Annotated in this window: 30 protein-coding genes; 5 read left to right on the top strand and 25 right to left on the bottom strand. The window is 63.4% G+C overall.

All coding sequences use genetic code 11. The features are described 5' to 3' along the window. Positions 1–11 precede the first annotated feature (11 nt). From rpsN to rpsL, 19 genes are all read right to left on the bottom strand, one after another. A complete protein-coding gene (gene rpsN / locus AC3A43_RS08545) occupies positions 12–317 on the bottom strand; it encodes a 30S ribosomal protein S14 (protein ID WP_039578292.1) in 306 nt (101 codons plus the stop codon). Between the two features lie 51 nt (positions 318–368). After that, the gene (rplE, locus tag AC3A43_RS08540; RefSeq protein WP_487792121.1) at positions 369–947 is read right to left on the bottom strand and encodes a 50S ribosomal protein L5; all 579 of its coding nucleotides are present in this window, start codon (positions 945–947) and stop codon (positions 369–371) included. Further along, positions 940–1,260, bottom strand: a complete 321-nt coding sequence (gene rplX / locus AC3A43_RS08535; protein ID WP_487792120.1) for a 50S ribosomal protein L24 — start codon at positions 1,258–1,260, stop codon at positions 940–942. Before rplX ends, rplE begins: the two co-directional genes overlap by 8 nt. Before the next feature lie 2 nt (positions 1,261–1,262). Then, positions 1,263–1,631, bottom strand: coding sequence for a 50S ribosomal protein L14 (gene rplN / locus AC3A43_RS08530; RefSeq protein ID WP_431561318.1), 369 nt, complete (start codon positions 1,629–1,631; stop codon positions 1,263–1,265). Between the two features lie 58 nt (positions 1,632–1,689). Continuing rightward, positions 1,690–1,980: a 30S ribosomal protein S17 gene (gene rpsQ / locus AC3A43_RS08525; RefSeq protein WP_487792119.1), complete on the bottom strand. Its 291-nt coding sequence runs from the start codon at positions 1,978–1,980 to the stop codon at positions 1,690–1,692. An 11-nt stretch (positions 1,981–1,991) separates the two neighbouring features. After that, a complete protein-coding gene (gene rpmC / locus AC3A43_RS08520; protein WP_039578281.1) occupies positions 1,992–2,195 on the bottom strand; it encodes a 50S ribosomal protein L29 in 204 nt (67 codons plus the stop codon). 5 nt (positions 2,196–2,200) lie between these two features. Next, complete coding sequence (gene rplP, locus AC3A43_RS08515) at positions 2,201–2,632, bottom strand: 50S ribosomal protein L16 (protein ID WP_487792118.1); 432 nt, start codon at positions 2,630–2,632, stop codon at positions 2,201–2,203. Positions 2,633–2,643: 11 nt separating this feature from the next. Further along, a complete protein-coding gene (gene rpsC / locus AC3A43_RS08510) occupies positions 2,644–3,351 on the bottom strand; it encodes a 30S ribosomal protein S3 (RefSeq protein WP_037515652.1) in 708 nt (235 codons plus the stop codon). 1 nt (position 3,352) lies between these two features. Next, positions 3,353–3,733, bottom strand: a complete 381-nt coding sequence (gene rplV, locus AC3A43_RS08505; protein ID WP_428631620.1) for a 50S ribosomal protein L22 — start codon at positions 3,731–3,733, stop codon at positions 3,353–3,355. Then, entirely contained in the window at positions 3,733–4,008 is a 276-nt protein-coding gene (rpsS, locus tag AC3A43_RS08500) for a 30S ribosomal protein S19 (protein ID WP_166945010.1), read from the bottom strand. The genes rplV and rpsS overlap by 1 nt, the downstream gene beginning before the upstream one ends. Positions 4,009–4,011: 3 nt before the next feature. Next, entirely contained in the window at positions 4,012–4,863 is an 852-nt protein-coding gene (gene rplB, locus AC3A43_RS08495) for a 50S ribosomal protein L2 (RefSeq protein ID WP_487792117.1), read from the bottom strand. A 21-nt stretch (positions 4,864–4,884) separates the two neighbouring features. Further along, complete coding sequence (locus tag AC3A43_RS08490) at positions 4,885–5,193, bottom strand: 50S ribosomal protein L23 (protein ID WP_037515644.1); 309 nt, start codon at positions 5,191–5,193, stop codon at positions 4,885–4,887. Continuing rightward, positions 5,186–5,812 carry a 50S ribosomal protein L4 gene (gene rplD, locus AC3A43_RS08485; protein WP_447932679.1) on the bottom strand — a complete coding sequence of 209 codons (627 nt, stop codon included), beginning with the start codon at positions 5,810–5,812 and terminating at the stop codon, positions 5,186–5,188. Before rplD ends, AC3A43_RS08490 begins: the two co-directional genes overlap by 8 nt. A gap of 2 nt (positions 5,813–5,814) precedes the next feature. Beyond that, positions 5,815–6,591 (bottom strand): 50S ribosomal protein L3, encoded by a 777-nt coding sequence (gene rplC / locus AC3A43_RS08480; protein ID WP_056373713.1) that lies wholly within the window; start codon positions 6,589–6,591, stop codon positions 5,815–5,817. Between the two features lie 299 nt (positions 6,592–6,890). Further along, positions 6,891–7,202, bottom strand: a complete 312-nt coding sequence (gene rpsJ / locus AC3A43_RS08475) for a 30S ribosomal protein S10 (protein ID WP_003042199.1) — start codon at positions 7,200–7,202, stop codon at positions 6,891–6,893. A 148-nt stretch (positions 7,203–7,350) separates the two neighbouring features. Continuing rightward, entirely contained in the window at positions 7,351–8,541 is a 1,191-nt protein-coding gene (gene tuf, locus AC3A43_RS08470) for an elongation factor Tu (RefSeq protein WP_487792116.1), read from the bottom strand. Positions 8,542–8,703: 162 nt separating this feature from the next. Continuing rightward, complete coding sequence (gene fusA, locus AC3A43_RS08465) at positions 8,704–10,797, bottom strand: elongation factor G (protein WP_487792115.1); 2,094 nt, start codon at positions 10,795–10,797, stop codon at positions 8,704–8,706. A 121-nt stretch (positions 10,798–10,918) separates the two neighbouring features. Further along, on the bottom strand, positions 10,919–11,389 hold the full coding sequence (gene rpsG, locus AC3A43_RS08460; protein WP_088439847.1) for a 30S ribosomal protein S7: 471 nt from the start codon (positions 11,387–11,389) through the stop codon (positions 10,919–10,921). Positions 11,390–11,462: 73 nt separating this feature from the next. Then, the gene (gene rpsL / locus AC3A43_RS08455; protein ID WP_037515637.1) at positions 11,463–11,834 is read right to left on the bottom strand and encodes a 30S ribosomal protein S12; all 372 of its coding nucleotides are present in this window, start codon (positions 11,832–11,834) and stop codon (positions 11,463–11,465) included. Positions 11,835–12,139: 305 nt separating this feature from the next. Here rpsL and AC3A43_RS08450 point away from each other — a divergent pair, with 305 nt between their 5' ends. After that, the gene (locus tag AC3A43_RS08450) at positions 12,140–12,634 is read left to right on the top strand and encodes a DNA-deoxyinosine glycosylase (protein ID WP_487792114.1); all 495 of its coding nucleotides are present in this window, start codon (positions 12,140–12,142) and stop codon (positions 12,632–12,634) included. On the opposite strand, the gene AC3A43_RS08445 is transcribed toward AC3A43_RS08450, so the two are convergent. Together AC3A43_RS08445 and AC3A43_RS08440 are read right to left on the bottom strand one after the other, a co-directional pair. Next, a complete protein-coding gene (locus AC3A43_RS08445) occupies positions 12,635–13,936 on the bottom strand; it encodes a metal-dependent hydrolase family protein (protein ID WP_487792113.1) in 1,302 nt (433 codons plus the stop codon). 42 nt (positions 13,937–13,978) lie between these two features. Next, positions 13,979–16,369 carry a S8 family peptidase gene (locus AC3A43_RS08440; RefSeq protein WP_487792112.1) on the bottom strand — a complete coding sequence of 797 codons (2,391 nt, stop codon included), beginning with the start codon at positions 16,367–16,369 and terminating at the stop codon, positions 13,979–13,981. 154 nt (positions 16,370–16,523) lie between these two features. Between AC3A43_RS08440 and AC3A43_RS08435 the strand changes: the two genes are divergently transcribed. From AC3A43_RS08435 to AC3A43_RS08425, 3 genes are all read left to right on the top strand, one after another. After that, positions 16,524–17,201, top strand: coding sequence for a pyrimidine 5'-nucleotidase (locus AC3A43_RS08435; protein ID WP_487792111.1), 678 nt, complete (start codon positions 16,524–16,526; stop codon positions 17,199–17,201). Next, complete coding sequence (gene dapD / locus AC3A43_RS08430; protein ID WP_487792110.1) at positions 17,198–18,040, top strand: 2,3,4,5-tetrahydropyridine-2,6-dicarboxylate N-succinyltransferase; 843 nt, start codon at positions 17,198–17,200, stop codon at positions 18,038–18,040. Before AC3A43_RS08435 ends, dapD begins: the two co-directional genes overlap by 4 nt. Positions 18,041–18,202: 162 nt before the next feature. Further along, entirely contained in the window at positions 18,203–20,308 is a 2,106-nt protein-coding gene (locus AC3A43_RS08425; protein WP_487792109.1) for a TonB-dependent receptor, read from the top strand. A 59-nt stretch (positions 20,309–20,367) separates the two neighbouring features. Here the strand turns inward: AC3A43_RS08425 and gpmA are convergent, their stop codons facing one another. Next, entirely contained in the window at positions 20,368–21,054 is a 687-nt protein-coding gene (gene gpmA, locus AC3A43_RS08420; RefSeq protein WP_487792108.1) for a 2,3-diphosphoglycerate-dependent phosphoglycerate mutase, read from the bottom strand. Between the two features lie 188 nt (positions 21,055–21,242). Here gpmA and AC3A43_RS08415 point away from each other — a divergent pair, with 188 nt between their 5' ends. After that, positions 21,243–21,698 carry an Hsp20 family protein gene (locus tag AC3A43_RS08415; RefSeq protein ID WP_487792107.1) on the top strand — a complete coding sequence of 152 codons (456 nt, stop codon included), beginning with the start codon at positions 21,243–21,245 and terminating at the stop codon, positions 21,696–21,698. A gap of 63 nt (positions 21,699–21,761) precedes the next feature. Here the strand turns inward: AC3A43_RS08415 and AC3A43_RS08410 are convergent, their stop codons facing one another. The 3 genes from AC3A43_RS08410 to AC3A43_RS08400 are packed head-to-tail and all read right to left on the bottom strand — an operon-like array spanning position 21,762 to position 23,952. Continuing rightward, the gene (locus AC3A43_RS08410; protein ID WP_487792106.1) at positions 21,762–22,226 is read right to left on the bottom strand and encodes a GNAT family N-acetyltransferase; all 465 of its coding nucleotides are present in this window, start codon (positions 22,224–22,226) and stop codon (positions 21,762–21,764) included. After that, entirely contained in the window at positions 22,226–23,335 is a 1,110-nt protein-coding gene (locus AC3A43_RS08405) for a M14 family metallopeptidase (RefSeq protein ID WP_487792105.1), read from the bottom strand. The genes AC3A43_RS08410 and AC3A43_RS08405 overlap by 1 nt, the downstream gene beginning before the upstream one ends. Further along, positions 23,332–23,952, bottom strand: a complete 621-nt coding sequence (locus AC3A43_RS08400; protein ID WP_487792104.1) for a DUF4136 domain-containing protein — start codon at positions 23,950–23,952, stop codon at positions 23,332–23,334. The genes AC3A43_RS08405 and AC3A43_RS08400 overlap by 4 nt, the downstream gene beginning before the upstream one ends. Positions 23,953–24,043 lie beyond the last annotated feature (91 nt).

Genomic DNA, 24,043 nt, shown 5'->3' with positions numbered 1-24,043 from the left:
TTGTCAGTCCCTTACCAGCTCGACTTCACAACACCGGGGATCAGGCCCTTGTTGGCCAGATCGCGGAGCTGAATACGGCACAGCCGGAATTTGCGATAATAAGCGCGCGGGCGCCCGGTCAGTTCGCACCGGTTACGGATGCGGGTCGGGTTACCATTGCGCGGGATTTCCGCCATCTTGAGGCGTGCGATCAGACGCTCGCCATCGTCGAGCGAGGTGTCTGCTGCAATCGCCTTCAGCTTCGCGTAACGGCCGGCATATTTCTTCACCAGCTGCTTGCGACGCTCGTTCTTGTTCATCGAACTCAGTTTCGCCATGACTTAAGTTCTCTTTCCTTTTGAGAGAGAGCCTGCCTGATCCTTAAAGGATCAAGCGGCTTCTTTTTCCTGGGCTTCGATCGGGAAGGGGAAGCCGAACAGCTTGAGCAGTTCGCGGGCTTCGTCGTCCGTACGGGCCGTGGTGGTCACGATGACATCCATGCCGCGCACCTGGTCGATGCGGTCATAGTTGATCTCGGGGAAGATGATCTGCTCTTTCAGACCCATGGCATAATTGCCACGGCCGTCGAAGCTCGTCGCCGACACGCCGCGAAAATCGCGGATGCGCGGCATTGCGATGGTGATCAGGCGGTCGAGGAATTCATACATCCGCTCGCGACGCAGGGTCACCTTGCAACCGATCGGCATGCCTTCGCGCAGCTTGAACTGGGCGATCGACTTCTTTGCCTTGGTCACGACAGGCTTCTGGCCGGCGATCAGCTCCATTTCTGCAGCTGCCGACTCGACCTTCTTCTTGTCCTGCGTTGCTTCGCCGACGCCCATGTTGAGCACGATCTTTTCGATCTTCGGCACTTCCATCGCATTGTTGTACCCGAACTTCTCGGTCATCGCCTTGACGATCACTTCGTCGTAACGCGTCCGCATGCGGGGGGTGTAATTATCAGCCACTGATGGTCTCCCCGGACTTCACGGCGACACGCACCTTCTTGCCGTCCTTGGTTTCGAAACGCACGCGCGTCGGCTTGCCGCTCTTGGGGTCGGCAATCGCCACCTTGCTTGCGTGCAGCGGAGCTTCCTTACGTTCCAGGCCACCCTGCGGGTTGGTCTGGCTCGGCTTGCGGTGCCGCGTGATGATGTTGACGCCCGCGACCACAACCTTGCCGTCTTTCGGCAGGCTCTGCGTCACTTCGCCGGTCTTGCCCTTGTCCTTGCCAGACAGGATGACAACCGTGTCGCCCTTCTTGATCTTTGCCATACCCATGGTCAGAGAACCTCCGGTGCCAGGCTGATGATCTTCATATAGCCACGGCCGCGCAGTTCGCGGACGACGGGGCCGAAGATACGGGTGCCGATCGGCTCCTCGTTCTTGTTGACGAGCACGGCGGCGTTGCTGTCGAAACGGATGACCGAGCCATCGGCGCGGCGCACGTCCTTGCGGGTGCGGACGATGACGGCGCGATGCACGTCACCCTTCTTCACCTTGCCGCGCGGCTGGGCTTCCTTGATCGACACGACGATGACATCGCCGACGCCGGCAACGCGACGCTTCGACCCGCCCAGCACCTTGATGCACTGGACGCGCTTGGCACCGCTATTGTCAGCGACTTCCAATTGTGACTGCATCTGGATCATCGATGCATTTCCTTCTTTTTTGGCCTACCGGGAAACCCCGGCGGTTCCGTGAATATTGTCAGCCTTCGGCCGCGGCGGGAGCAACCGGAGCGGCACCCTTGGGCTTGCTGTGGGTGTCGACCTTGTCGAGCACCTTCCAGGTCTTCAGCTTCGAAATCGGCTTCGTCTCTTCGATACGGACGGTTTCGCCAGCCTTGATGCTATTGTCTTCATCATGGGCGTGGTATTTTTTCGAACGCCGGATGATCTTGCCGTACAGAGGGTGCTTCACCTTCCGCTCGACTTTCACCACGACGGTCTTGTCGCCCTTGTCGGACACCACCGTACCGGTCAGAATGCGCTTCGGCATCGATAGTCTCCTTACTTCGCGGCCGAGCGCGTGCGCTCGGTCTGCTGCGTCTTGATGCGGGCGATCGAACGCCGCACTTCCTTGACGCGTGATGCTTTTTCAAGCTGGCCAGTGGCCGCCTGGAAGCGGAGGTTGAAGGCCTCGCGCTTCAGTTCGCCAAGCTGTTCGGCGAGCTGGTCGTCGGTCTTGGCCTTGAAATCTTCGGTCTTGGACATGGCCCTTAACCCTCCAGATGCGAGGTGTCGCCGAGACGGGCAACGACCTTCGTCTTGATCGGCAGCTTCATCGCCGCGCGTTCGAATGCCAGCGCGGCCACGGGGCCGGGAACGCCGTCGAGTTCGAACAGGATGCGGCCCGGCTTCACGCGAGCGGCCCAGAATTCCGGCGAACCCTTGCCCTTACCCATGCGGACTTCGGCAGGCTTCGACGACACGGGAAGGTCGGGGAAGATACGGATCCACAAACGCCCCTGACGCTTGATCGCACGGCTGATCGCACGGCGAGCCGCTTCGATCTGGCGCGCGGTGATGCGCTCGGGTTCCATGGCCTTCAGCCCGTAGGAGCCGAAGTTCAGGCTGGTACCGCCCTTGGCATTGCCATGGATGCGGCCCTTGAAAGCCTTGCGGAACTTGGTTTTTTTCGGTTGCAGCATGTCAGCAGTCCTTAGCGGCGATCTTCACGAGCCGGACGGACACCGGTCGTCTGTGCGTCGAGCATCAGACGGTCGGTTGCCATCGGGTCGTGGCCGAGAATCTCGCCCTTGAAGATCCACACCTTGATCCCGCACACGCCATAAGCGGTGTGTGCAGTCGATTCGGCGTAGTCGACGTTGGCGCGCAGCGTGTGCAGCGGCACCCGGCCTTCGCGGTACCATTCGGTCCGTGCGATTTCCGCGCCGCCCAAACGGCCAGCGCAGTTGATGCGGATGCCTTCAGCGCCCAGACGCATCGCCGACTGAACCGCGCGCTTCATGGCACGACGGAACGCGACGCGGCGTTCGAGCTGGTCTGCAATGCCCTGGCCGACGAGCTTCGCGTCGACTTCGGGCTTGCGGATTTCGACGATGTTCAGCGACACGTCGCTGCCCGTCAGTTCGCCGAGCTTCTTGCGAAGCTTTTCGATGTCCGCGCCCTTTTTGCCGATGATGACGCCCGGACGGGCGGCATAGATCGAAACGCGGCACAGCTTGGCCGGACGTTCGATCACGACCTTCGAGATCGCGGCCTGCGGCAGGTTCTTGAACACATACTGACGGATCTTCAGATCCTCGACCAGCATGCGGCCATAGTCCTGGCCTTCGGCGAACCAGCGGCTGTCCCAGGTGCGGTTGACCTGCAGGCGCAGGCCGATCGGATTGCTCTTCTGGCCCATGTTACGCCTCTTCTTCCTGTTCGCGGACGACGATCCGGATGCGGCTGAACGGCTTGACGATCCGGGTCGACTTGCCGCGGCCGCGTGCGTGCCAGCGCTTCATCGAGATCGACTTGCCGACGCTGGCTTCCTGGATAACCAGGGCATCAACATCGAGGTTGTGGTTGTTTTCCGCGTTGGCGATGGCGCTGGCGAGAACCTTGCGCACGTCAACAGCCATCGCCTTCTTCGAGAAGGTGAGGATGTTCAGCGCGTCTTCGACCTTGCGGCCGCGGATCAGCGCGGCAACGAGGTTGAGCTTCTGCGCCGAACCGCGAATCTGCGTGCCGACCGAGAGAGCCTCGTTATCGGCGACGCGGCGAGGGGACTTTTCCTTGCCCATTAGCGTTTGCCCTTCTTGTCAGCAGCGTGACCGGGGAAGAAGCGCGTCGGCGCAAATTCGCCCAGCTTCATGCCGACCATATCTTCATTGACCGACACCGGCACGAACTTGCGGCCGTTGTAGACGTTGAAGGTCAGCCCCACGAACTGCGGCAGGATGGTGGACCGGCGCGACCAGGTTTTGATAGGCGCAGAACTGCTGCCTTCCTGGGCCGTTTCGGCTTTCTTGAGCAGATGGAGGTCCACGAAAGGACCCTTCCAGACCGAGCGAGCCATGGCTTACCTCTTCTTCTTCGCGTGACGCGACCGGATGATCATCTTGTCGGTCGACTTGTTGTGGCGCGTACGCGCACCCTTCGTCGGCTTGCCCCACGGGGTAACCGGGTGACGGCCGCCCGAGGTACGGCCTTCGCCGCCGCCATGCGGGTGATCGACCGGGTTCTTCGCGACACCGCGGGTCAGCGGACGCTTGCCCGCCCAGCGGTTACGGCCAGCCTTGGCGAGCGTCTGGTTGGTGTTGTCGGGGTTCGAAACCGCGCCAACCGTACCCATGCAATCGCCGCGGATGTAACGCTGCTCGCCCGAACCGAGACGCACGATGACGAGACCGCGGTCACGACCGACGACCTGGGCATAGGTGCCAGCCGAACGGGCGATCTGGCCACCCTTGCCCGGCTTCATCTCGATGTTGTGGACGATCGTACCCACCGGCATTTGCGACAATTCCATCGCATTGCCCGGCTTCACGTCGGTCTTCTTGCCCGCGATGACCTTGTCGCCAACGGCCAGGCGCTGCGGCGCCAGGATGTAAGCGACGCGATCCTTGCCAGCATCGTCCTTGCCATAGTTGACGAGCGCGATGAAAGCGGTGCGGTTGGGGTCATATTCCAGACGCTCGACGGTGCCTTCGACGTCCCACAGCCGGCGCTTGAAATCGACAATGCGATAACGCTGCTTGTGTCCGCCGCCGATGCCGCGCGAGGTCACATGACCCTTGTTGTTACGGCCGCCGGTCTTGCTCTTGCCTTCGGTCAGCGCCTTGACGGGCTTGCCCTTCCAAAGCGAGGACCGGTCGATCAGGATCAGGCCGCGCTGTGCGGGGCTGGTCGGATTATAGGATTTAAGTGCCATTTTCTCTGCCTCTTCCTACAATCAGACGCCGGTGGTGACGTCGATCGTCTGGCCTTCGGCCAGGCGAACGATCGCCTTCTTCACGTCGCTGCGGGTGTAGGGCTTGCCCTTCCAGCGCTTGGTCTTGCCCTTGGTGATCAGCGTGTTGACGCTGAGAACCTTGACATCGAACAGCGCCTCGACGGCGGCCTTGATGGCGGGCTTGGTTGCGTCGTTCGCAACCTTGAACACCACTGCGTCATTTTCGCTGAGCAGCGTCGACTTTTCAGTGATCACCGGAGCGAGGATCACGTCATAGTGACGCGCATCGACTGTTTTTGCCTTAGCCATTGAAGCGTGCCTCCAGCTTTTCGAGGCCGGCGCGGGTCAGGACCAGCGTATCGGCGCGCAAAATGTCATAGACGTTGGCACCCATCGCCGGCATCGAATCGACACCGATGAGGTTGGCCGACGCCATGGCGAAGCTTTCGTGCACTGCATCACCATCGATGAAGAGTGCGCGATTGCCGAGTTCGAGCTTGCCGAGCTGGCCGGCGAGCGCCTTGGTCTTGGCGTCCTTGAGCTCGAGCGTATCGAGAACGAGGATCTTGCCGCCCTTGGCCTTGTCGCTCAGCGCCATTTTTAGGCCGAGCGTGCGGATTTTCTTGTTCAGCGAGTGACCAAAGGTGCGGGCCCGGGGGCCGTGCGCCTTGCCGCCGCCGATGAAGATCGGAGCTGCGCGATCGCCGTGACGAGCGGTACCGCCGCCCTTCTGGCGACCGAACTTCTTGCCGGTGCGCGAGACGTCGCTGCGTTCGCGGGCGGCGCGAGCCGGACCACGGCGCTTTTCTAGCTGCCAGCTGACGACACGGTGGAGGATGTCGGCACGCGGATCGACGCCGAACACATCGTCGTTAAGATCGATGTCTGCGCCGGCCTTGCCGTCGATGGTGTGAACCTTGACCTTCATGATCAGGACTCCTGTGCGCCGTCGGTGGTGGCAGTGTCGACCACGGTTTCTTCAACCGGGGTTTCCACAGGCGCATCAGCCGGGGCTTCTTGATTGGCGTTCGCCGCGCTCTTGATGCCCGCCGGATAGGGGGCCTCGGGGTGGCGCGGCAGCTTCACGGCATCGCGGACCATCAGCCAGCCGCCCTTCGAGCCAGGGACCGAGCCCTTGACGAAGAGAAGGCCGCGCTCGACGTCGGTGCGGACGATTTCGAGATTCTGCTGGGTGCGGTTGCGTGCGCCCATATGGCCGGCCATCTTCTTGTTCTTGAAGACGCGGCCCGGATCCTGACGGTTACCGGTCGAACCATGTGCACGGTGACTGATCGAAACACCGTGGGTCGCGCGCATACCGCCGAAACCCCAGCGCTTCATCGCACCGGCAAAGCCCTTACCCTGGGTCACGCCCTGGATGTCGACAATCTGGCCGGCGACGAAATGGTCGGCCGACAGTTCGGCGCCGACGTCGAGCGTCGCGTCGTCAGCGACGCGGAATTCGACGATCTTCGCCTTGGGCTCGACTTCGGCCTTGCCGAAAGCGCCACGCTGCGGCTTCGCAACATTCTTCGCCTTCGCCGAGCCGGCACCGAGCTGAACGGCCACATAGCCGTCACGTTCTTGTTCGCGTACAGAGATAACCTGACAGCCTTCGAGGCTCAGGACAGTGACGGGCACATGGCGGCCGTCGTCCTGAAACAGGCGGGTCATCCCCATTTTCTTCGCGATCACGCCAGTCCGCATGATCATACTCCTCAACAGAGGCCGGGCGGACCATTCCGCACGGCTTGCGGGAAGCCATCAAGCAAAGCCCGACGACCACCCTCCCAGCCCAATATTTCGATGCATCGCCCCGTCCGGGCTGAGGTGCCGCCTTCCCGTAGGAGAAGCGGCGAGACGGGGGACGCAGCCCGGATCATGTTTCTTCCGAAGAAGAGGTCCGGCGGTATCCACCCTATCGTCGGTCCGGATCGCTCCGGACAATGCAGGCGGCGAACCGTCTGCCGATAGAGACCCCGGTTTTCACCGGGGCTTCGCTGGCCTTAGGCCAGCTTGATTTCTACGTTCACGCCAGCAGCGAGGTCGAGCTTCATCAGCGCATCGACGGTCTGCGGGGTGGGCTGCACGATGTCGAGCAGCCGCTTGTGGGTACGCACCTCGAACTGCTCGCGCGACTTTTTGTCGACATGCGGGCCGCGGTTCACGGTGAATTTTTCAATGCGCGTCGGCAGCGGGATCGGGCCGCGAATAAGCGCTCCGGTACGACGTGCCGTGTCGGCGATGTCGGTGGTGGCCTGATCGAGCACGCGGTGATCAAAGGCTTTGAGGCGAATGCGAATATTCTGCGTTTCCATGACTATTCCAGTCGAATCCCGTCTGACGATGCGAAAGAGCCGAAATGGCCTGTTCCGGCCCCCTGATGGAAGCCGGCCCGGCCATCAAAATTCTTAAAGCTACGAGCCGCCCGAATCACTTCCGAATCGGGCGGCTCGCGGCGCTATATTACTTTGTGATCGTCGCCACAACCCCTGCGCCGACGGTACGACCGCCTTCGCGAATTGCGAAGCGCAGGCCCTGTTCCATGGCGATCGGAGCGATGAGCTTGACCGACAGCTGGACGTTGTCGCCCGGCATCACCATTTCGGTGCCCTCGGGGAGAATAACCTCGCCGGTGACGTCGGTGGTGCGGAAGTAGAACTGCGGACGATAGTTCGCAAAGAACGGCGTGTGACGGCCGCCTTCGTCCTTCGACAGGACGTACACTTCCGAGGTGAACTCGGTGTGCGGCTTGATCGAGCCGGGCTTGCAGAGAACCTGACCACGCTCGACTTCTTCACGGCCGACGCCGCGGATCAGCGCACCGACGTTGTCGCCAGCCTGGCCCTGATCGAGCAGCTTGCGGAACATTTCGACGCCGGTCACGACGGTCTTCTTGGTGTCCTTGATGCCGACGATTTCGACTTCTTCACCGACCTTGACGATACCGGTTTCGATACGGCCGGTCACAACCGTACCGCGACCCGAGATCGAGAACACGTCTTCGATCGGCATCAGGAAGGGCTTGTCGAGCGGACGCGCCGGCTGCGGGATCCAGCTATCGACGGCTTCCATCAGCTTCAGAATCGCTTCCTTGCCGATGTTGTCGTCGCGGCTTTCAAGAGCGGCGAGAGCCGAGCCCGGGATGATCGGAATATTGTCGCCGTCAAAGCCGCGCTTCGACAGTTCTTCGCGGATTTCCATTTCGACGAGTTCGAGCAGCTCGGGATCGTCCAGCTGGTCAACCTTGTTGAGGAAGACGACCATGGTCGGAACGCCGACCTGGTTGGCGAGCAGGATGTGCTCCTTGGTCTGCGGCATCGGGCCATCAGCAGCCGACACCACCAGGATCGCGCCGTCCATCTGGGCAGCACCGGTGATCATGTTCTTCACATAGTCGGCGTGGCCCGGGCAATCGACGTGCGCATAGTGACGGGCAGCGGTTTCATATTCGACGTGTGCGGTCGAAATGGTGATGCCGCGCTCGCGCTCTTCAGGAGCCTTGTCGATGTTCGCGAAGTCGACAGCGACGCCGCCCGACGTTTCGGCGAGCACCTTGGTGATCGCTGCGGTCAGCGAGGTCTTGCCATGGTCAACGTGACCGATGGTGCCGATGTTGCAGTGCGGCTTGTTCCGCTCAAATTTTGCCTTGGCCATGATTTTACCCTTGTCCTTCGTCTGGCGTGTCTAAATGCTCAGAAAATTGTTCGTTCGGCGGAACCGCCTGTTGAAACAGGCGCCGCCATTAGTCGGCTTTGCAGAAGAGGGCAAGCCCTGCGGGGTGAAAGCGGCCCGAAAGCCGTTCACCCTGCAAAAAGCTTACGCCATTTTGGCTTTCACCTCTTCGGCGACGTTCGTCGGCACTTCTTCATAATGCGAGAATTGCATCGAGTAGCTGGCGCGACCCTGGCTGAAGCTGCGCAGCTGATTCACATAGCCGAACATGTTCGCCAGCGGAACGATCGCCTCGACGACCTGGGCGATGCCCCGGCTGTCGGTGCCCTGGATCTGCCCGCGACGGCTGTTGAGATCGCCGATCACGTCACCCATGAATTCCTCAGGGGTAACGACCTCGACCTTCATCACCGGCTCGAGCAGCTTGATGCCGGCCTTCGCCGCCACTTCGCGCATTGCCGCACGGCCCGCGATTTCGAATGCCAGCGCCGAAGAGTCGACGTCGTGGTATGCGCCGTCGGTCAGCTTGATTTCGAAGTCGATGATCGGGAAACCAATCATGTGACCGTTTTCGGCCGACTCGCGCATGCCCTTTTCAACCGACGGGATATATTCGCGCGGGATGTTGCCGCCCTTGATCTCGTCGATGAAGGTGATGCCCGCGCCGCGTTCGCCGGGAGCAACGGTCACCTTGACGCGGCCGAACTGGCCCGAGCCGCCCGACTGCTTCTTGTGGGTATAGTCGACGTCGACGGCCTTCGCGAGCGATTCGCGGTACGCCACCTGCGGCGCGCCGACATTCGCTTCGACCTTGAATTCGCGCTTCATGCGATCGACGAGGATATCGAGGTGAAGCTCGCCCATGCCCTTGATGATCGTCTGGCCCGATTCATGGTCGGTCGATACGCGGAACGAGGGATCCTCGGCGGCCAGACGGTTGAGCGCGATACCCATACGTTCCTGGTCGGCCTTGGTCTTCGGTTCCACCGACAGCTCGATAACCGGCTCGGGGAATTCCATCCGCTCGAGGATGATCGGCGCGCTGGTGGCGCAGAGCGTATCCCCGGTCGTGGTTTCCTTGAGGCCCGCAAGCGCAACGATGTCGCCTGCATAGGCTTCTTCGATGTCTTCGCGGCTGTTCGCATGCATCAGCAGCATGCGGCCAACCTTTTCCTTCTTGTCCTTCACCGAGTTCAGGTACGTGCCCTTGTTCAGGGTACCCGAATAGATGCGGGCGAAGGTGAGCGAGCCGACGAACGGGTCGTTCATGATCTTGAAGGCGAGCAGCGACAGCGGCGCATCGTCGGCCGGCGGACGCGAATCGGGGGTTTCGCCGTCGAGCTTGAGACCCTGGACGTCAGGAATGTCGAGCGGCGAAGGCAGATAGTCGACCACCGCGTCGAGCAGCGTCTGGACACCCTTGTTCTTGAACGCCGAGCCGCAGAGGACCGGAACGAACGCCTGTGCCAGCGTGCCCTTGCGGATCAGCTTCTTGAGCGTGGCGACGTCGGGGACGGTGCCTTCAAGATAGGCTTCCATCGCGTCGTCATCCTGTTCGACGGCGAGTTCGACGAGCTTTTCGCGATATTCGGCAGCCTTGTCAGCGAGATCGGCGGGGATTTCCTCATAGAAGAATTCGGCGCCGAGGCTTTCGTCCTTCCAGATGATCGCGCGCTCGTTGACGAGGTCGACGAGACCCTTGAAGTCGCCTTCGGCGCCGATGGGCAGATAGAGGACGGCCGGGGTCGCACCGAGGCGATCGATGATCGTCTGGACGCAATAATAGAAGTCGGCGCCGGTGCGGTCGAGCTTGTTGACGAAGCACATGCGCGGGACTTTATACTTGTCGGCCTGGCGCCAGACGGTTTCCGACTGCGGCTCAACGCCGGCAACGCCGTCAAACGCGGTGATCGCGCCGTCGAGCACGCGCAGCGAACGTTCGACTTCGATCGTGAAGTCGACGTGGCCGGGGGTGTCGATGATGTTCAGGCGATGCTCGGGGCCCTGACCTTCTTCGGCCTTCCACAAGCAAGTGGTGGCCGCAGACGTGATCGTGATGCCGCGTTCCTGTTCCTGTTCCATCCAGTCCATCGTCGCGGCGCCGTCATGGACTTCGCCGATCTTGTAGGACTTGCCGGTGTAGTAAAGGATACGCTCGGTCGTCGTGGTCTTGCCGGCATCGATGTGCGCCATGATACCAAAATTGCGATAATTTTCGAGCGGATGGCTGCGTGCCATGGTCTTTTCCTTGGATTTGGGGGGCGGCCAACGCGGCCACCCCCGATATAGGAAGATTTGTTGCGATTGCGAGACGCCGGGGCGTCCGGGCAATTACCAGCGGAGTCTGACGCCCCCGCTGTTACCAGCGATAATGGCTGAACGCGCGGTTGGCTTCGGCCATACGGTGCGTGTCTTCGCGCTTCTTCACCGCGTTGCCGCGGTTGTTCGACGCGTCGAGCAGTTCACCCGACAGACGCGCGGCCATCGTGGTCTCGCTGCGGTTGCGTGCAGCGGTGATCAGCCAGCGGATCGCGAGCGCCTGCGCACGGTCTGGACGGACTTCGACCGGAACCTGGTAGGTCGCACCACCGACGCGGCGGCTGCGGACTTCGATGTTCGGACGGATGTTCGCCAGCGCTTCGTGGAACACGCCGATCGGTTCCTTCTTGGCGCGGGCTTCGACCGATTCGAGCGCACCGTAAACGATGTTTTCGGCAACCGACTTTTTCCCGTCCAGCATGACGCTGTTCATGAATTTCGACAGCACCGTATCGCCGAAACGGGGATCGGGCAGGATTTCGCGACGTTCAGGACGACGACGACGAGCCATAGGTAATTCCTTTTACAACAGCATCCCGGCGCCAAGGCAGCCTGGGATGATCAAATAGCCGAAAAAGCGGTCCTTACTTCGGACGCTTCGCACCGTATTTCGAACGGCTCTGCTTGCGGTCCTTCACGCCCTGCGTATCGAGCACGCCGCGCAGGACGTGGTAACGCACACCGGGAAGATCGCGGACACGGCCGCCGCGGATCAGCACAACGCTGTGTTCCTGGAGGTTGTGGCCTTCGCCGGGGATGTAGGTGATGACTTCGCGCTGGTTGGTCAGGCGGACCTTCGCAACCTTACGGAGCGCCGAGTTCGGCTTTTTCGGGGTCGTCGTGTAGACACGGGTGCAAACGCCGCGCTTTTGCGGGTTTGCGTCCATCGCCGGGACCTTGGACTTCACCTTCTGGGGAGTCCGACCCTTGCGGACCAGCTGGTTGATCGTGGGCATGAATGCTTCACCTTTAAATGTCCGCCCATCGGAGCGAACGGTTACTGTACCGCGGTGGATGAAGCATCGGTCCGAACCCACGAAAATCCGCAGAAAACGGGCAACCTTGTAACAGCAAAAGACCCCGGCAGATCGCAATCGATCGTCCGGAGGCTCCATCCGCGCCAGCAATGTTCAGCGCTGTTGTAACCGGAAGAGGCAGCAAACCGCCCTTTTCGGTCGAGCGCGCCACTAGCGGTGATTCTGTCGGGGGTCAAGGGGCGAGCAATATTGTTGCGCTGCGTCGACCCGGCTATCGGTCCACCATGCCTGCCGTTCGCCACGCCAGCTTTGCACCCCAAGTCGCTCCCGATACGCGGTTGCTGATTCTCGGCAGTTTGCCGGGCGCGCGCTCGCTCGCCGAGCAGCAATATTATGCGCATCCGACGAACCAGTTCTGGCGCCTGCTCGGCGAGGTCGTCGAACAGCCGCTGGTGAACATCGCCTACGAAGACAGGCTGGCCACTCTGCACCAAGCAAAGATCGGTCTGTGGGACGTGATCCGCAGCGCCGAACGGCACACGAGCAGCGACTCGCTGATCCGCGAGGCCGAAGCGCATGATCTCGCGGCACTGATCGCCCGGCTGCCCCACCTGCGCATGATCGCGTTCAACGGCGGCAAGGCTGCCGCGATCGGGCGGCGCCAGCTCCCGCCGCTGGACGGAATCTCGGTTGTCGATCTGCCGTCGAGCAGCGCTGCACACACGATTGGTTTCGCCGCGAAGCGCGACCGCTGGCTGCAGCTGCGCAGCGCGCTGTGATCAGTCGACCACCATCCCGCGCGCCATCACGAAATCGACCGTCTTCAGCACGCGCACATCGGCGAGCGGGTCGCTTGCCACCGCGATGATGTCGGCGCTCTTGCCCGGCGCGATCGTGCCGATCTGATCGGACAGGCCTAATAGGTCGGCTGCGTTGACCGTCGCGGCCTTCAGCGCCTCGACCGGCTTCATGCCGTGCTGGACCATCAATTCGAACTCGTCGCCGTTGCGGCCGTGCTTCGACACGCCGGCGTCGGTCCCGAACGCGATGCGCACGCCGCGCGGGACGAGTTGCTCGAGGCTTTTGCCGGTGATCGAGATGCGCCACTGGATCTTGGCGAGTACGTCGGGTTCATAGGCGTTGGCGTTGGCGGCGATACGTTCCTTGTAGCCGTTCACCGTCGACAGCGTCGGCACATAATAGGCCTTCGACTTCGCCCACGCCGCGATCGTCGCTTCGTCGAGGATCGTACCATGTTCGATCGAGTCGGCGCCGGCGTCGAGCGCCAAGCGGATGCCGTCGGCGCCGTGCGCATGAACCGCGACCTTTTTGCCGAACAGATGTGCGGTGTCGACGATCGCCTTGGCCTCATCGTCGAACATCTGCTTGCCGAGGCCCGCGCCGATGCGGCTGTTGACCCCGCCGGTCGAGGCGAATTTGATCACGTCGGCGCCGCGCCCGATCTGCAGCCGCACCGCGCGGCGGCAATCGTCGGCGCCATTACAGGTGTTGCCCGCGCCGGCGAAGAAGGGGCGGAGTTCGTCGCGATAGCCAAGCGAGCCGTCCATATGCCCCGCACTGCCCGAAATGCTGTTGCCCGCATCGACGATGCGCGGCCCCTGCACCTTGCCCGCGAGAATCGCATCGCGGAGGGCCAGCGTTGCGCCGTCGCCGTCGCCGAGGTTGCGGACGGTAGTAAAGCCGGCGCGCAGCGTCTTCATCCCGTTCGCCTCGGCATTGAAGGCCTGCGCCGCCGGACTGAGCGTGACCTCTTCGAGCTGGCCGGCGATGCCGCCGGCGTCGCTCGTCAGATGAACATGGCTGTCGATCAGGCCGGGCAGGACATATTTGTCCTTGAGATCGATCAGTGTCGCGCCGGGATCGGCGGGTTGGTAGCCGTCGGCGATCGAGACGATCTTGCCATTCTCGACAATGATCGTCGATGCCCCGCGCGCGGGCTTGCCGGGTTCGGCGAGCAATTGGCCTGCGTGGATGATTGTGCGCGTGGGCGCCTGCGCCGCAAGCGGCGTCGCCAGCGCCGCGCTGAGCAGCATGAACGGAAGGCAATGGATCGGCTTCATTCTGGCATCCCCTGTTTTGATCTTGGGGAATGTTAAAGCCGATCAGAAGCCCAGCGTAAAGCGAAGCGCCGCGCCCCGATCGTCGGGCATCGCGGCGATATGGCCGGGGTCCTGCCGCCACCATGTGTTCGCGATCAGGTCGCCGCCGAACAGCGACAGCGCGTAGCTCGCCTCGACCACCAGTTCGCGGCCGGTGGGCGCAAGATTATAGGTACGGCGCCCGAAGTCCGTGCGGCCGCTGACATAGTCGTGCGCAACGGGGAGCAGCAGATCGATGCCGCCGTGCGCGACGCGCAGCGGCTGCGCGAAGCGAAGCGCGGCGCGGTCGCCGGATCGCAGCAGATTCGCCTTGGCGATGTCGAAGGAGACGGCGGTCGACCAGAGCGCGCCGCCGGCGATCAGGCCTTGGCGGTCGGGGCGCGTCCACATCTGGCGCCAGGCGGCCGCAATTTGCCAATCATCGCGCACATCGAGGATGAAGCTGGCGTCGCCGACAAGGCTGGTCGCACCGCCGGCGGCGAAGACGGGGCCGAGGCGGGCGCCGAGGAGGCTGTCCGATTCGCGCAGCCAGCTGGCGCCGAGCGCGGTGCGGACGGGACCGAAGCGCGCGTCCCATGCGGCGCCGACGCGCTGGTAGCGGCTGTCATGGCCCGAGTGATAGCGGAGAAGGGGGTCGTCCTGCCAGCGTGAGCCCGACACCCAGCCATTCTCCAATATTATACTAACATATTGATTATTAGAGATATTATGACGAATCAGCGTGCCGATTCCGGGACTGGCGGAAAAGCCCAAGCCCTCGTGCGCGCCGTCGCCGATCAGCATCGCGTGGCCGCTCTCGCCGCGTTCGCCCGCAAGCAGGCCGCCGGTGCCGCGTCCGGCGGCGAAGCCGATGCGCGTGCGCGCGTCGAGACGCGTCATCACCGAAGCGGCAAGGGTGCGGGCGCGCTGCGCGTCGTGGAAGGAGAGGCCCGCCAGCGCGTCGGCGCCGCCGGTCCCGGGCGCGGTGACGAGCGACAGCGCGAGCGACTGGCTGGCGGCGCTTTGCTGGCGGACGAGCCCGCCGAGCGCGCCCGACAATTTGAAGTCCGGCCGGCGCGGGCCGAGCGATCCGCCAAAATCGACGTTGAACGCGCGGCCGAAGCCGTCGGTGACAAGCCCCGTCGTTCCCGCCCCGCCGGCATCGCCCATCGGACCGCCGAGGATGCCGAGCGGCGCGTCGAGCGCGACCGCGGTCGCGGTGCCGGCGAGCGCCGTCGCGCCCATCGGCTGAAACGCGCGCGCGATGTCGAGGATGCCCTGGCCGTAGATGGCATCGTCGCCCGCGGCGCCCGCATCGCGTGCCGATTGATAGAGAAGCGAGACGATCTGCTGGCTCGACAGGTTCGGAAAAGCCTGCGCGATCAGCGCGACGGCTCCGGCAACCTGCGGCGCCGCAAAACTGGTGCCGTTGAGGACGAAGACGAAATTGCCCTCGGTCTTGAGCGCACCATTTTCATAAGCGCAGCACACGCCTTCGCCGAGCGCGGTGAGATAGGAACCGACATAAACGCCGGCACGGTTGCTGAAGTCCGAGATCGCCCGGTTCTCGTCGACCGACCCCGCAATGACGACGAGCCCGCCGCCGGCGTCGCGCATCCCCTGCGCAAAACGATCGGGATTGTTCGGATCATTGCCGTTTGCGGTCGTGTCGCCCTCGTTACCCGCAGAAACGATCACGATGATGCCCGCCGCGGTCGCGCGCGAAACCGCGGCGCGCAAGGTCGCGCCGGGCGGGTCTTCGCCGCCGAGCGAGATGTTGACGACGCGCGCGCCCGCGCTGACCGCGCGGTCGAGCCCCGCCGCGATCGCGCTTTCGGGGAAGCGGCAACCGCTTTCGTCGTTCGACGGATCCTCGGTTGCGCAGCTGCCCGGCCGGTCAGCGCGCAGCACGAGCAGATTGGCGTTGAAGGCGATGCCGAAGGTGCCGACGTCATTCTTTCCGCCGAGCAGCACCTGCGCGACGTTCGTGCCATGCGTTCCCTCGCCATTGATGCCGCGCGAACCCGCGACGTCGGCCGACGCCGACGAGATGCGGCCGGCAAATTCGGGGCTGTCCTGATCGATCCCGTCGTCGATGACGCCCGCAAGGATGTTCTGCCCCGTCGCCCCGGCCTGATAGGCGGTGATCGCGCCGTGGAAATTGACCCCGTCGGACAGGCGCGTTTCGGCGGTGTTGAAACTTCCTGTCGGCGGCGGGGTCGGTGTGGGAGTCGGAGTCGGAGTCGGTGTGGGCGTGGGTGCAGGGGCAGGCGGCGGCGCGGGGGTCGGCGAGGGACGGGCGGTGCCGCCACCGCCGCCACACGCCGCGAGCGACAGCGCCGCGATGGAGAGGAGAAGCGGCAAAGGCCGTCCTGCCATATGCCGGAGGATGCTGCGTCGGTTCGCGTTGGTCATCGCGGTTCCCCTTTGCCCTGATATCCGCCTTTTAGCCCGGCGGAAGGGCGAGGGGTAGCATCATGCGGTTAATTGATCCTCCCCGTCGCGAAGCGATGGGGAGGATCTTTTGTGCGCCTTGCCCCCATACGCCCCAACCTTTATGCGGCCCGGCATGTCCGCCCCCCTCGACCATATCGACAGCTGGATCTTCGATCTCGACAACACGCTTTACGCGCCGTCGGCAAAGCTGTTCGACCTGATCGACGAACGCATGGGCGCTTTCATCATGCGGCTGCTGAACGTCGACGCGATCGAGGCGCGGCGGGTGCAGAAGCAATATTTCCACGACCATGGCACGACGATGGCGGGGCTGATGCGCCATCATGGCGTCGATCCCGAGGATTTTCTGGTCGATGTGCACGACATCGCGCTCGACCGGATCGGCCCCGACGCGCGGCTGCGCGCGGGCCTCGAACGGCTGCCCGGGCGCAAGCTGATCTTCACCAACGCCGATGCCGATTATGCGGCACGGGTCCTCGACGCGCGCGGGATCGCCGACCTGTTCGACGGCATCTGCGACATTCGCATCACACGCTACACGCCCAAGCCCGATCCCGCCGCCTATGCGACCATGATCGCGCACCTTGGCGTCGATCCGGCGAAGAGCCTGTTCGTCGAAGATATGGCGCGCAATCTGACCCCCGCCAAAGCGCTGGGCATGACGACCGTCTGGCTGGACAATGGCAGCGAAAGCGGCCATCGCGACCACCTGCCGGACCAGGTCGATTTCCACGTCAACGACATCGCCGACTGGCTGGACAACCTGCCTTCACCATGGGGAATTTCATGAGCACCGACCTGCAAACCACGATCGAAGCCGCGTGGGATGCCCGCGACACTTTGGGCCTGACGACGCAGGGCGCGGTGCGCGATGCGGTCGAGACCGCGATCGCCGGGCTCGACGACGGAAGCTTCCGCGTGGCCGAGCGCCAGACCGACGGGATGTGGCAGGTCAACCAGTGGCTGAAGAAAGCGGTGCTGCTGTCGTTCCGTCTCAACGACATGGAATTGATCGAGGGTGGCCCCGGCGGCGCGCGCTGGTGGGACAAGGTGCCGTCGAAATTCGCCGGATGGGGCGAGAACCGGTTTCGCGATGCGGGTTTCCGCGCGGTCCCGGGTTCGATCGTCCGTCGCGGCGCCTTCATCAGCAAAGGCGCGGTGTTGCTGCCGAGCTTCGTCAATATTGGCGCCTATGTCGGCGAAGGATCGATGGTCGATGCCTGGGCGACCGTCGGCAGCTGCGCGCAGATCGGCGCGAACGTCCATCTGTCGGGCGGTGCCGGGATCGGCGGCGTATTGGAGCCGCTGCAGGCCGGGCCGGTCGTGATCGAGGACGGCGCGTTCATCGGCGCGCGTGCCGAAGTTGCCGAGGGCGTGATCGTGCGCGAAGGCGCGGTGCTGTCGATGGGAGTCTATCTCGGCGCATCGACCAAGATCGTCGACCGCGCGACGGGCGAAATCTTTATCGGCGAGGTTCCGGCCTATTCGGTCGTCGTGCCGGGCGCGCTGCCGGGTAAGCCGTTGCCCGACGGGACGCCGGGGCCGTCGCTCTATTGCGCTGTCATCGTCAAACGCGTCGACGCGCAGACGCGCGCGAAAACCGGAATCAACGAGTTGCTGCGCGACTGAGTTTCGCGGCGCCGCTACCGCCGCGTCGCGGGCTCGTCGATGTACTAGTACGATGTGCTCGTCGATCTCCGCGCCGCGTTGGTGGATAAGCTTTTGACTTCCAGCCCCTGAAAATGATCGCCGCGGGTGCTGTGTCAATGGAACAGCGCCGAGGGAGGGATTATGATGCGGATGACCGCGAGGACATCGACGCTGGCGATGGCCATGGGATTATTGGCGCCAGACTTTGCGATTGCGCAGAATGCCGAGCCGGTGGCGGGCGACGCCGCGGTGGCAGTTCCGGCGCCCGCTAACGGCGCGCAACGCTACAGCCCCGGCGATTTCGCAAGCTTCTCGCCGCGCACCGCGCTCGACATGGTCGAAAAGGTTCCAGGCTTCCTGATCGTCACAGGTACCAACGGCGGCGAGCGCGGACTGGGAGCCGCTACGCAGAATGTGCTGATAAACGGCGAACGCATCGCCAACAAATCGACCGACGCCCGCAGCGCGCTGCAACGCATTGCGGCAACACAAGTGGCCTATGTCGATATCGTCGATGGCGCGAGCCTGAACGTGCCCGGGTTGACAGGCCAGGTGGCCAATGTCGTTCTGGTCGCGGGCGCGGCGCAGGCCGGATTCACGACAACGATCCGCTGGCAACCCGATTGGCGCCCGCGGCTCGATGACAATTGGCTGAACGGAGAGGTTTCGACCACCGGCAAGATCGGCGGCACCAATGTAACGCTAAGCCTGAAGAATGAAGCCAACCGGAATGGCCATTGGGGTCCGGAGCAACGGTTTGACGGCAGCGGCAATTTGTCGTTCACCCGCGACGAATTCGGACACAATGGCGGCGATCGGCCGCGATTGTCGACCGCGCTGGCCCGCACGACCGCGAACGGCAACAAGTGGAATTTCAACCTCGGCGGTCAGTTGCAGATGCTCAATGCCAATGTACGCGGCACATCGGTCCAGCCTGTCGCAGGGCCAGTTCGCGAAGCGTTCAAGTTCATCGAGGACGAGTATAATTTCGACATCGGCGGCGACTATGAGCTGGGGCTGGGTACGGGTCGGCTCAAACTGATCGGGCTCTATCGCTTCGAACATAGTCCGACCGCCGAAACCTTCATCGTTGATCGCGCAATTGGCGGGCGCAGCGGCGAGCGATTCAAACAGACCGCGGACGAAAGCGAATCGATCCTGCGCAGCGAATATAGCTGGCGCACCACGGGCGGCACCGACTGGCAGGTCGCGCTGGAGGGCGCGTATAATACGCTCGACGTCGATGCCGAGTTCGCCGCGCTCCAACCCGACGGCAGCTTCCTGCCCATCGTCTTTGGCGGCGAAAAAACCAAGGTCGAGGAAAAGCGCGGCGACGCTTCGCTGACATGGGGGCGCGCGCTCGCTTCCAATTTGACCGCGCAGGTCAACCTCGGCGCCGAATATAGCGAGTTGTCGTCATCCGGTCCCGGCGGCCTGACGCGCCGGTTCATTCGCCCCAAGGGCAAGCTCGCGCTCGCGTGGAAGCTGGGTGAAAAGACGACGCTCAACTGGTTCGCACAGCGCCGTGTCGACCAGCTGAATTTCTACGACTTTGCCAGTTCGCTCGACGTCGCGACCGGACAAGGCAATGGCGGCAACGGCCTGCTCGTGCCGCCGATCCTCAATCGCACCGAGCTGGAGATGGTTCAGGACATGGGCGCGTGGGGCAATGCCTCGGTCGCCTTCGCCTATGCCTATGCGCAGGATCTGGTCGACCAGATTCCGCTGTCGCCGACCACCGAAGGGCGCGGCAACCTGCCGGGTGCGCATCTGTATCGGATCAGCTCGAAAGCGACGCTGCTGCTCGACCGGCTGGGCTGGAAAGGCGCGCGCGTCAACAGCGATCTGACCTGGCGCCGCAACCGCGTGCGCGACCCGCTGACCGGCGCGTGGCGCGATCAGAGCGATGGGCAAGAATATCTGGTCGATGTCAACCTGCGCCACGACATCCCGGGTTCGCAGATCGCGTGGGGGGCCGGCTATCTCGACGAACGCTACAGCGCCAATGTAAGGCTCGACGCGATTGAGGATGAGTATAATGACGGCGCGTTCGTCACCGCCTTTGTCGAGCATAAGGATGTCGCGGGTTTCACCGTAAAGCTGTCGTACCGCAATCTTGCCGGGCAGAAGAACGCACTCGACCGCACAGTCTTTGTCGACCGCCGCAACGGGCCGATTGCGTTCAGCGAAAACCGCCTGCGCAAGTTCGGGCAGTTTTTCCAGCTGACGGTGACGGGAACGCTCTGAGTCTGTTTCAGCTCAGCCGAAACCGGGCCGCATCGGCCCGGTGCCGCTTTCCACGTTCCTCAACGCTCGCTGAGATAATAACGCTCGCGTGCGCTGAGATCGTCGTTCAGCTCATAGACGATCGGCTGGCCGGTCGGGATTTCGAGCCCGGTGATATCGGCGTCCGAAATGCCTGACAGATGCTTGACGAGCGCGCGCAGGCTGTTGCCGTGCGCCGATATCAGCACCGTCTTGCCCGCCGCAAGTTCGGGCACGATCGCGGCTTCATAATAGGGGAGAACACGCTCGATCGTGTCCTTGAGGCTTTCGGCCGAGGGAATATCGATACCGGCGTAACGCGGGTCGGTCGACAGGTCCCACGGCGAGCCGGCCTCGAGCGGCGGCGGCGGGATGTCGAAGCTGCGGCGCCAGATCTTCACCTGAGCGTCGCCATGCTTTGCCGCGGTCTCGGCCTTGTCGAGCCCGGTCAGGCCGCCGTAATGGCGTTCGTTGAGGCGCCAGTCCTTGGTCACGGGAAGCCACAGGCGGCCCATCGCTTCGAGCGCCAGGTTCAGCGTCTTGATCGCGCGCGACTGGACCGAGGTGAAGCAGGTATCGGGCGCGATGCCCTTTGCCTTCATCAGCTCGCCCGCGGCGATCGCTTCGGCGACGCCCTTTTCAGTGACATCGACATCCCACCAGCCGGTGAAGCGGTTTTCGAGATTCCACTGCGACTGGCCGTGACGGATGAGGATGAGCTGGGGCATTTCGGATCCTTCGGATGGAGGAGAGTCGCCGCCCTTTAGCGCGGGTTTTTCGCAAAGGCCAACCGCCCTCTTGAAATGGTTTCACCCGCACCCAGATTTGGATCATCCGGCCGCCGGAACGGGGCCGGGTGGCGATCGCGGCGCAGGCTGCGGTCCCTGACTTCGCTTTGCAAAAGGAAGAAAGAAAGATGCGTAACAGTTTCGACTGGACCCCCTATCGCCGTTCGACCGTCGGTTTCGACCGCCTGTTCGATTTCCTCGAAACCGGCGGGTCGGGCGCCGAAAATTATCCGCCGTTCGACATCGAAAAGGTCGCCGACGATCATTTCCGGATCACCGTCGCGGTCGCGGGCTTCAAGTCCGACGAGATCGACATCACCGCGCAGCAGAACATGCTGACCGTCAGCGGCCGCAAGGCCCCAGCCGCCGAAGGCGAAGGGCGCCAGCTGCTGTATAGCGGCATTGCAACGCGCGCGTTCGAGCGGCGCTTCCAACTCGCCGATTTCGTGCGGGTGAGCGAGGCCGATCTGGCCGACGGGTTGCTCGCGATCGATCTGGTGCGCGAAGTGCCCGAGGCGATGAAGCCGCACAAGATCGCGATCGGTGCCGCGGCGCCGGTGATCGAGGCCAAGAAGGCCGCGTAAGCGCCCCTCTCGCCTGAACCAATGTACGGGGTCCGGAGTCCCTTCCGGGCCCCGTTTTAGTACCTATAGCAGGCGCGTCATGAAGCGGCTGAACGGGTCGGGTCGATAGTCGGCGAAGGGCTTGCACTCGGTGAAGCCATATCGTTCGTAAAGCGCGATCGCGGGTTCGAAGGCGCCGCTCGATCCGGTTTCGAGGCTGAGGCGTTCGAGACCCCGTTCGCGCGCCGCACCGATGATATGATCGAGCATATGCGCCGCGACACCCTGCCGCAAAAAGGCTTCGGCGGTGCGCATCGACTTGATCTCGCCGTGCGCGGTGTCGAGCATCCTGAGCGCCCCGCATCCCGCGAGTTCATCGCCGCGGTGGATCGACCAGAAGGTGACGTCCGCCGCGTTGAGCCCCTCGAAATCGAGGAAATGACAGCTGCCCGCGGGCGAATTCGCGAGCATGCCCGCGAAATGCACCTCGAGCAGCGCGCGGATCGCAGCGCCCGACAGATCGTCCTCGACGATCCGCCAATGGGTCATCAGAGTAGCTGGTCCAGCGTTTGCAGGCAGGCGTGCGCGAGCAGCTTCGACCGTTCGGGCGACCAGCCGGCGACGGGATCGGGCAGGTCGCGATTATCCTTGAACGGCATTTCGATCGTCATCGACACCGCGCCGAAACGCTCGGCGATCTGGGTCGTCGACATCGAGAGGTTCGCCTTGCCCGGCGCGGTCTCGCCATAACCGAGCTCGACCTGGAAATCGGGGGTGTTCGCGGCAAGCGCCGCCTCGAACGCCTTATATTTTTCGGTCTGTTCGGGTTTCAGCGACGGAATGCCCTCGAAGCCCGCGAGGAAGACCGCGGGGATGGCTTCGTCGCCGTGCACGTCCATCGCCCAGTCGACGCCGCTTTCGTCCATCGCATTGCGGACGGCGAGCACTTCGGGGCTGCGGTCGGCGGTCGGATTGTCCCATTCGCGGTTGAGGTTCACGCCGGCGAAATTGGTGCGCAGATGCCCGCGGCACGAGCCGTCGGGATTCATGTTCGGAACGATGTGGAAGCGGCATTTCTGCAGCAGCGAGCGCGCGTGCGGATCGGCGGGGTCGGTGAGCTTTTCGAGCGCGCCTTCGGCCCACCATTCGGCCATGCTCTCCCCCGGATGCTGGCGCGCGTAGAGCCACACCTGCGTGTCGCCGGTGCCGATTTCGAGGCAGTCGATCGGCTGACCCTCGAGGCTGGTACCGAGGCAGCGATAGGTCACACCGTCGCATTCGGCCGCCCAGGCGACGAGGTCGTGGTGCCGTTCCATCGAATAGGGTGCGAAATAGGCGATATAGAGGATCGGGCTTTCGGCGGTGTGACGGATCGTCAGCGTGCCCGCCTCATAGCTGGTGTCGAGGCGAAACCAGGTTTCGCGATCGGTGCTGGCGCACGCTGCATAGCCGGGCCAGCCGTCGGGGTAGGCCGAATCGGCCAGCCCGGTGATCGCGAGTTCGAGCGCGTCGCCGATCGCGCACGAGACGCGGAAGTGGAACCACTGGAAAAAGTCCGAGTCGCGATCCTTGCGGATCGAAAGCCGGGCGGAGGTGCCGTCGACGGCGTCCACGACGATATTGCCGCTGTCGAAAGCGGCGTTGATGGTGATGGTCATGGGACGCTGATAGTGCGTCCCGATTCGCCGGGGAAGTCCTTGAATAAGGCATCGGCCAATTTCGCCGCGGCGAGGCTGGGCTGATTGGCGGGCGCCTTTACCGGGATCGCGGTCAGTGCGCGGCCTTCCCACAGAGCCTGGCCGCTGGCGGCATCGTCGATGCGCACAGCAAGCTGAAGATCGGCCATCCTTTTGGGCCCGCCACCAAGATTGAGGCCGATACCGAGTCCGACCCCCGAACCGTAGCTGCCCGTCCCACCACCGACGCCGACCGAAACGGGCGAACGCCTGCCGACGCCTTCGCGGTTCATGCGTTCGAAACCGATCCGGACCTTCAACGGCGCGCGCGCGCCGTCGGGCGCCGCGACGAGTCCCTGCCGTTGCAATTGCTGTTCGACAGCGGTGCGGTAGCTGTTCCATTCGAGCGAGGGCGCATCGACCATTGCCCCGGCGTTGCCGAGCGGCGCGGTGTCGACAGTGTAGCGCGTGCCCGGCGCCCAGCCCGCAGGCGCGCTGGCGTGGAAGCGCGTGACTTCGACCGGAGGAACCGCGGTGGCACAGCCGCCGAACGAAAGCGCCGCTGCGCAAAGCAGGGCGACAGAAATTTGACGCGTCATCGCAGCATCATGCGCCAGCAAATATGGCTTGGCAATGAACGGGATGGACGGATGATCCTCCTTGCGGCGAAGCCGTGGGAGGGGGACCGCT

The organism is Sphingopyxis sp. Soil_C_28 (assembly GCF_057657055.1).
The sequence above is the reverse complement of the archived record's forward strand: the minus strand, read 5'-3'. Positions and strand labels throughout refer to the sequence as shown.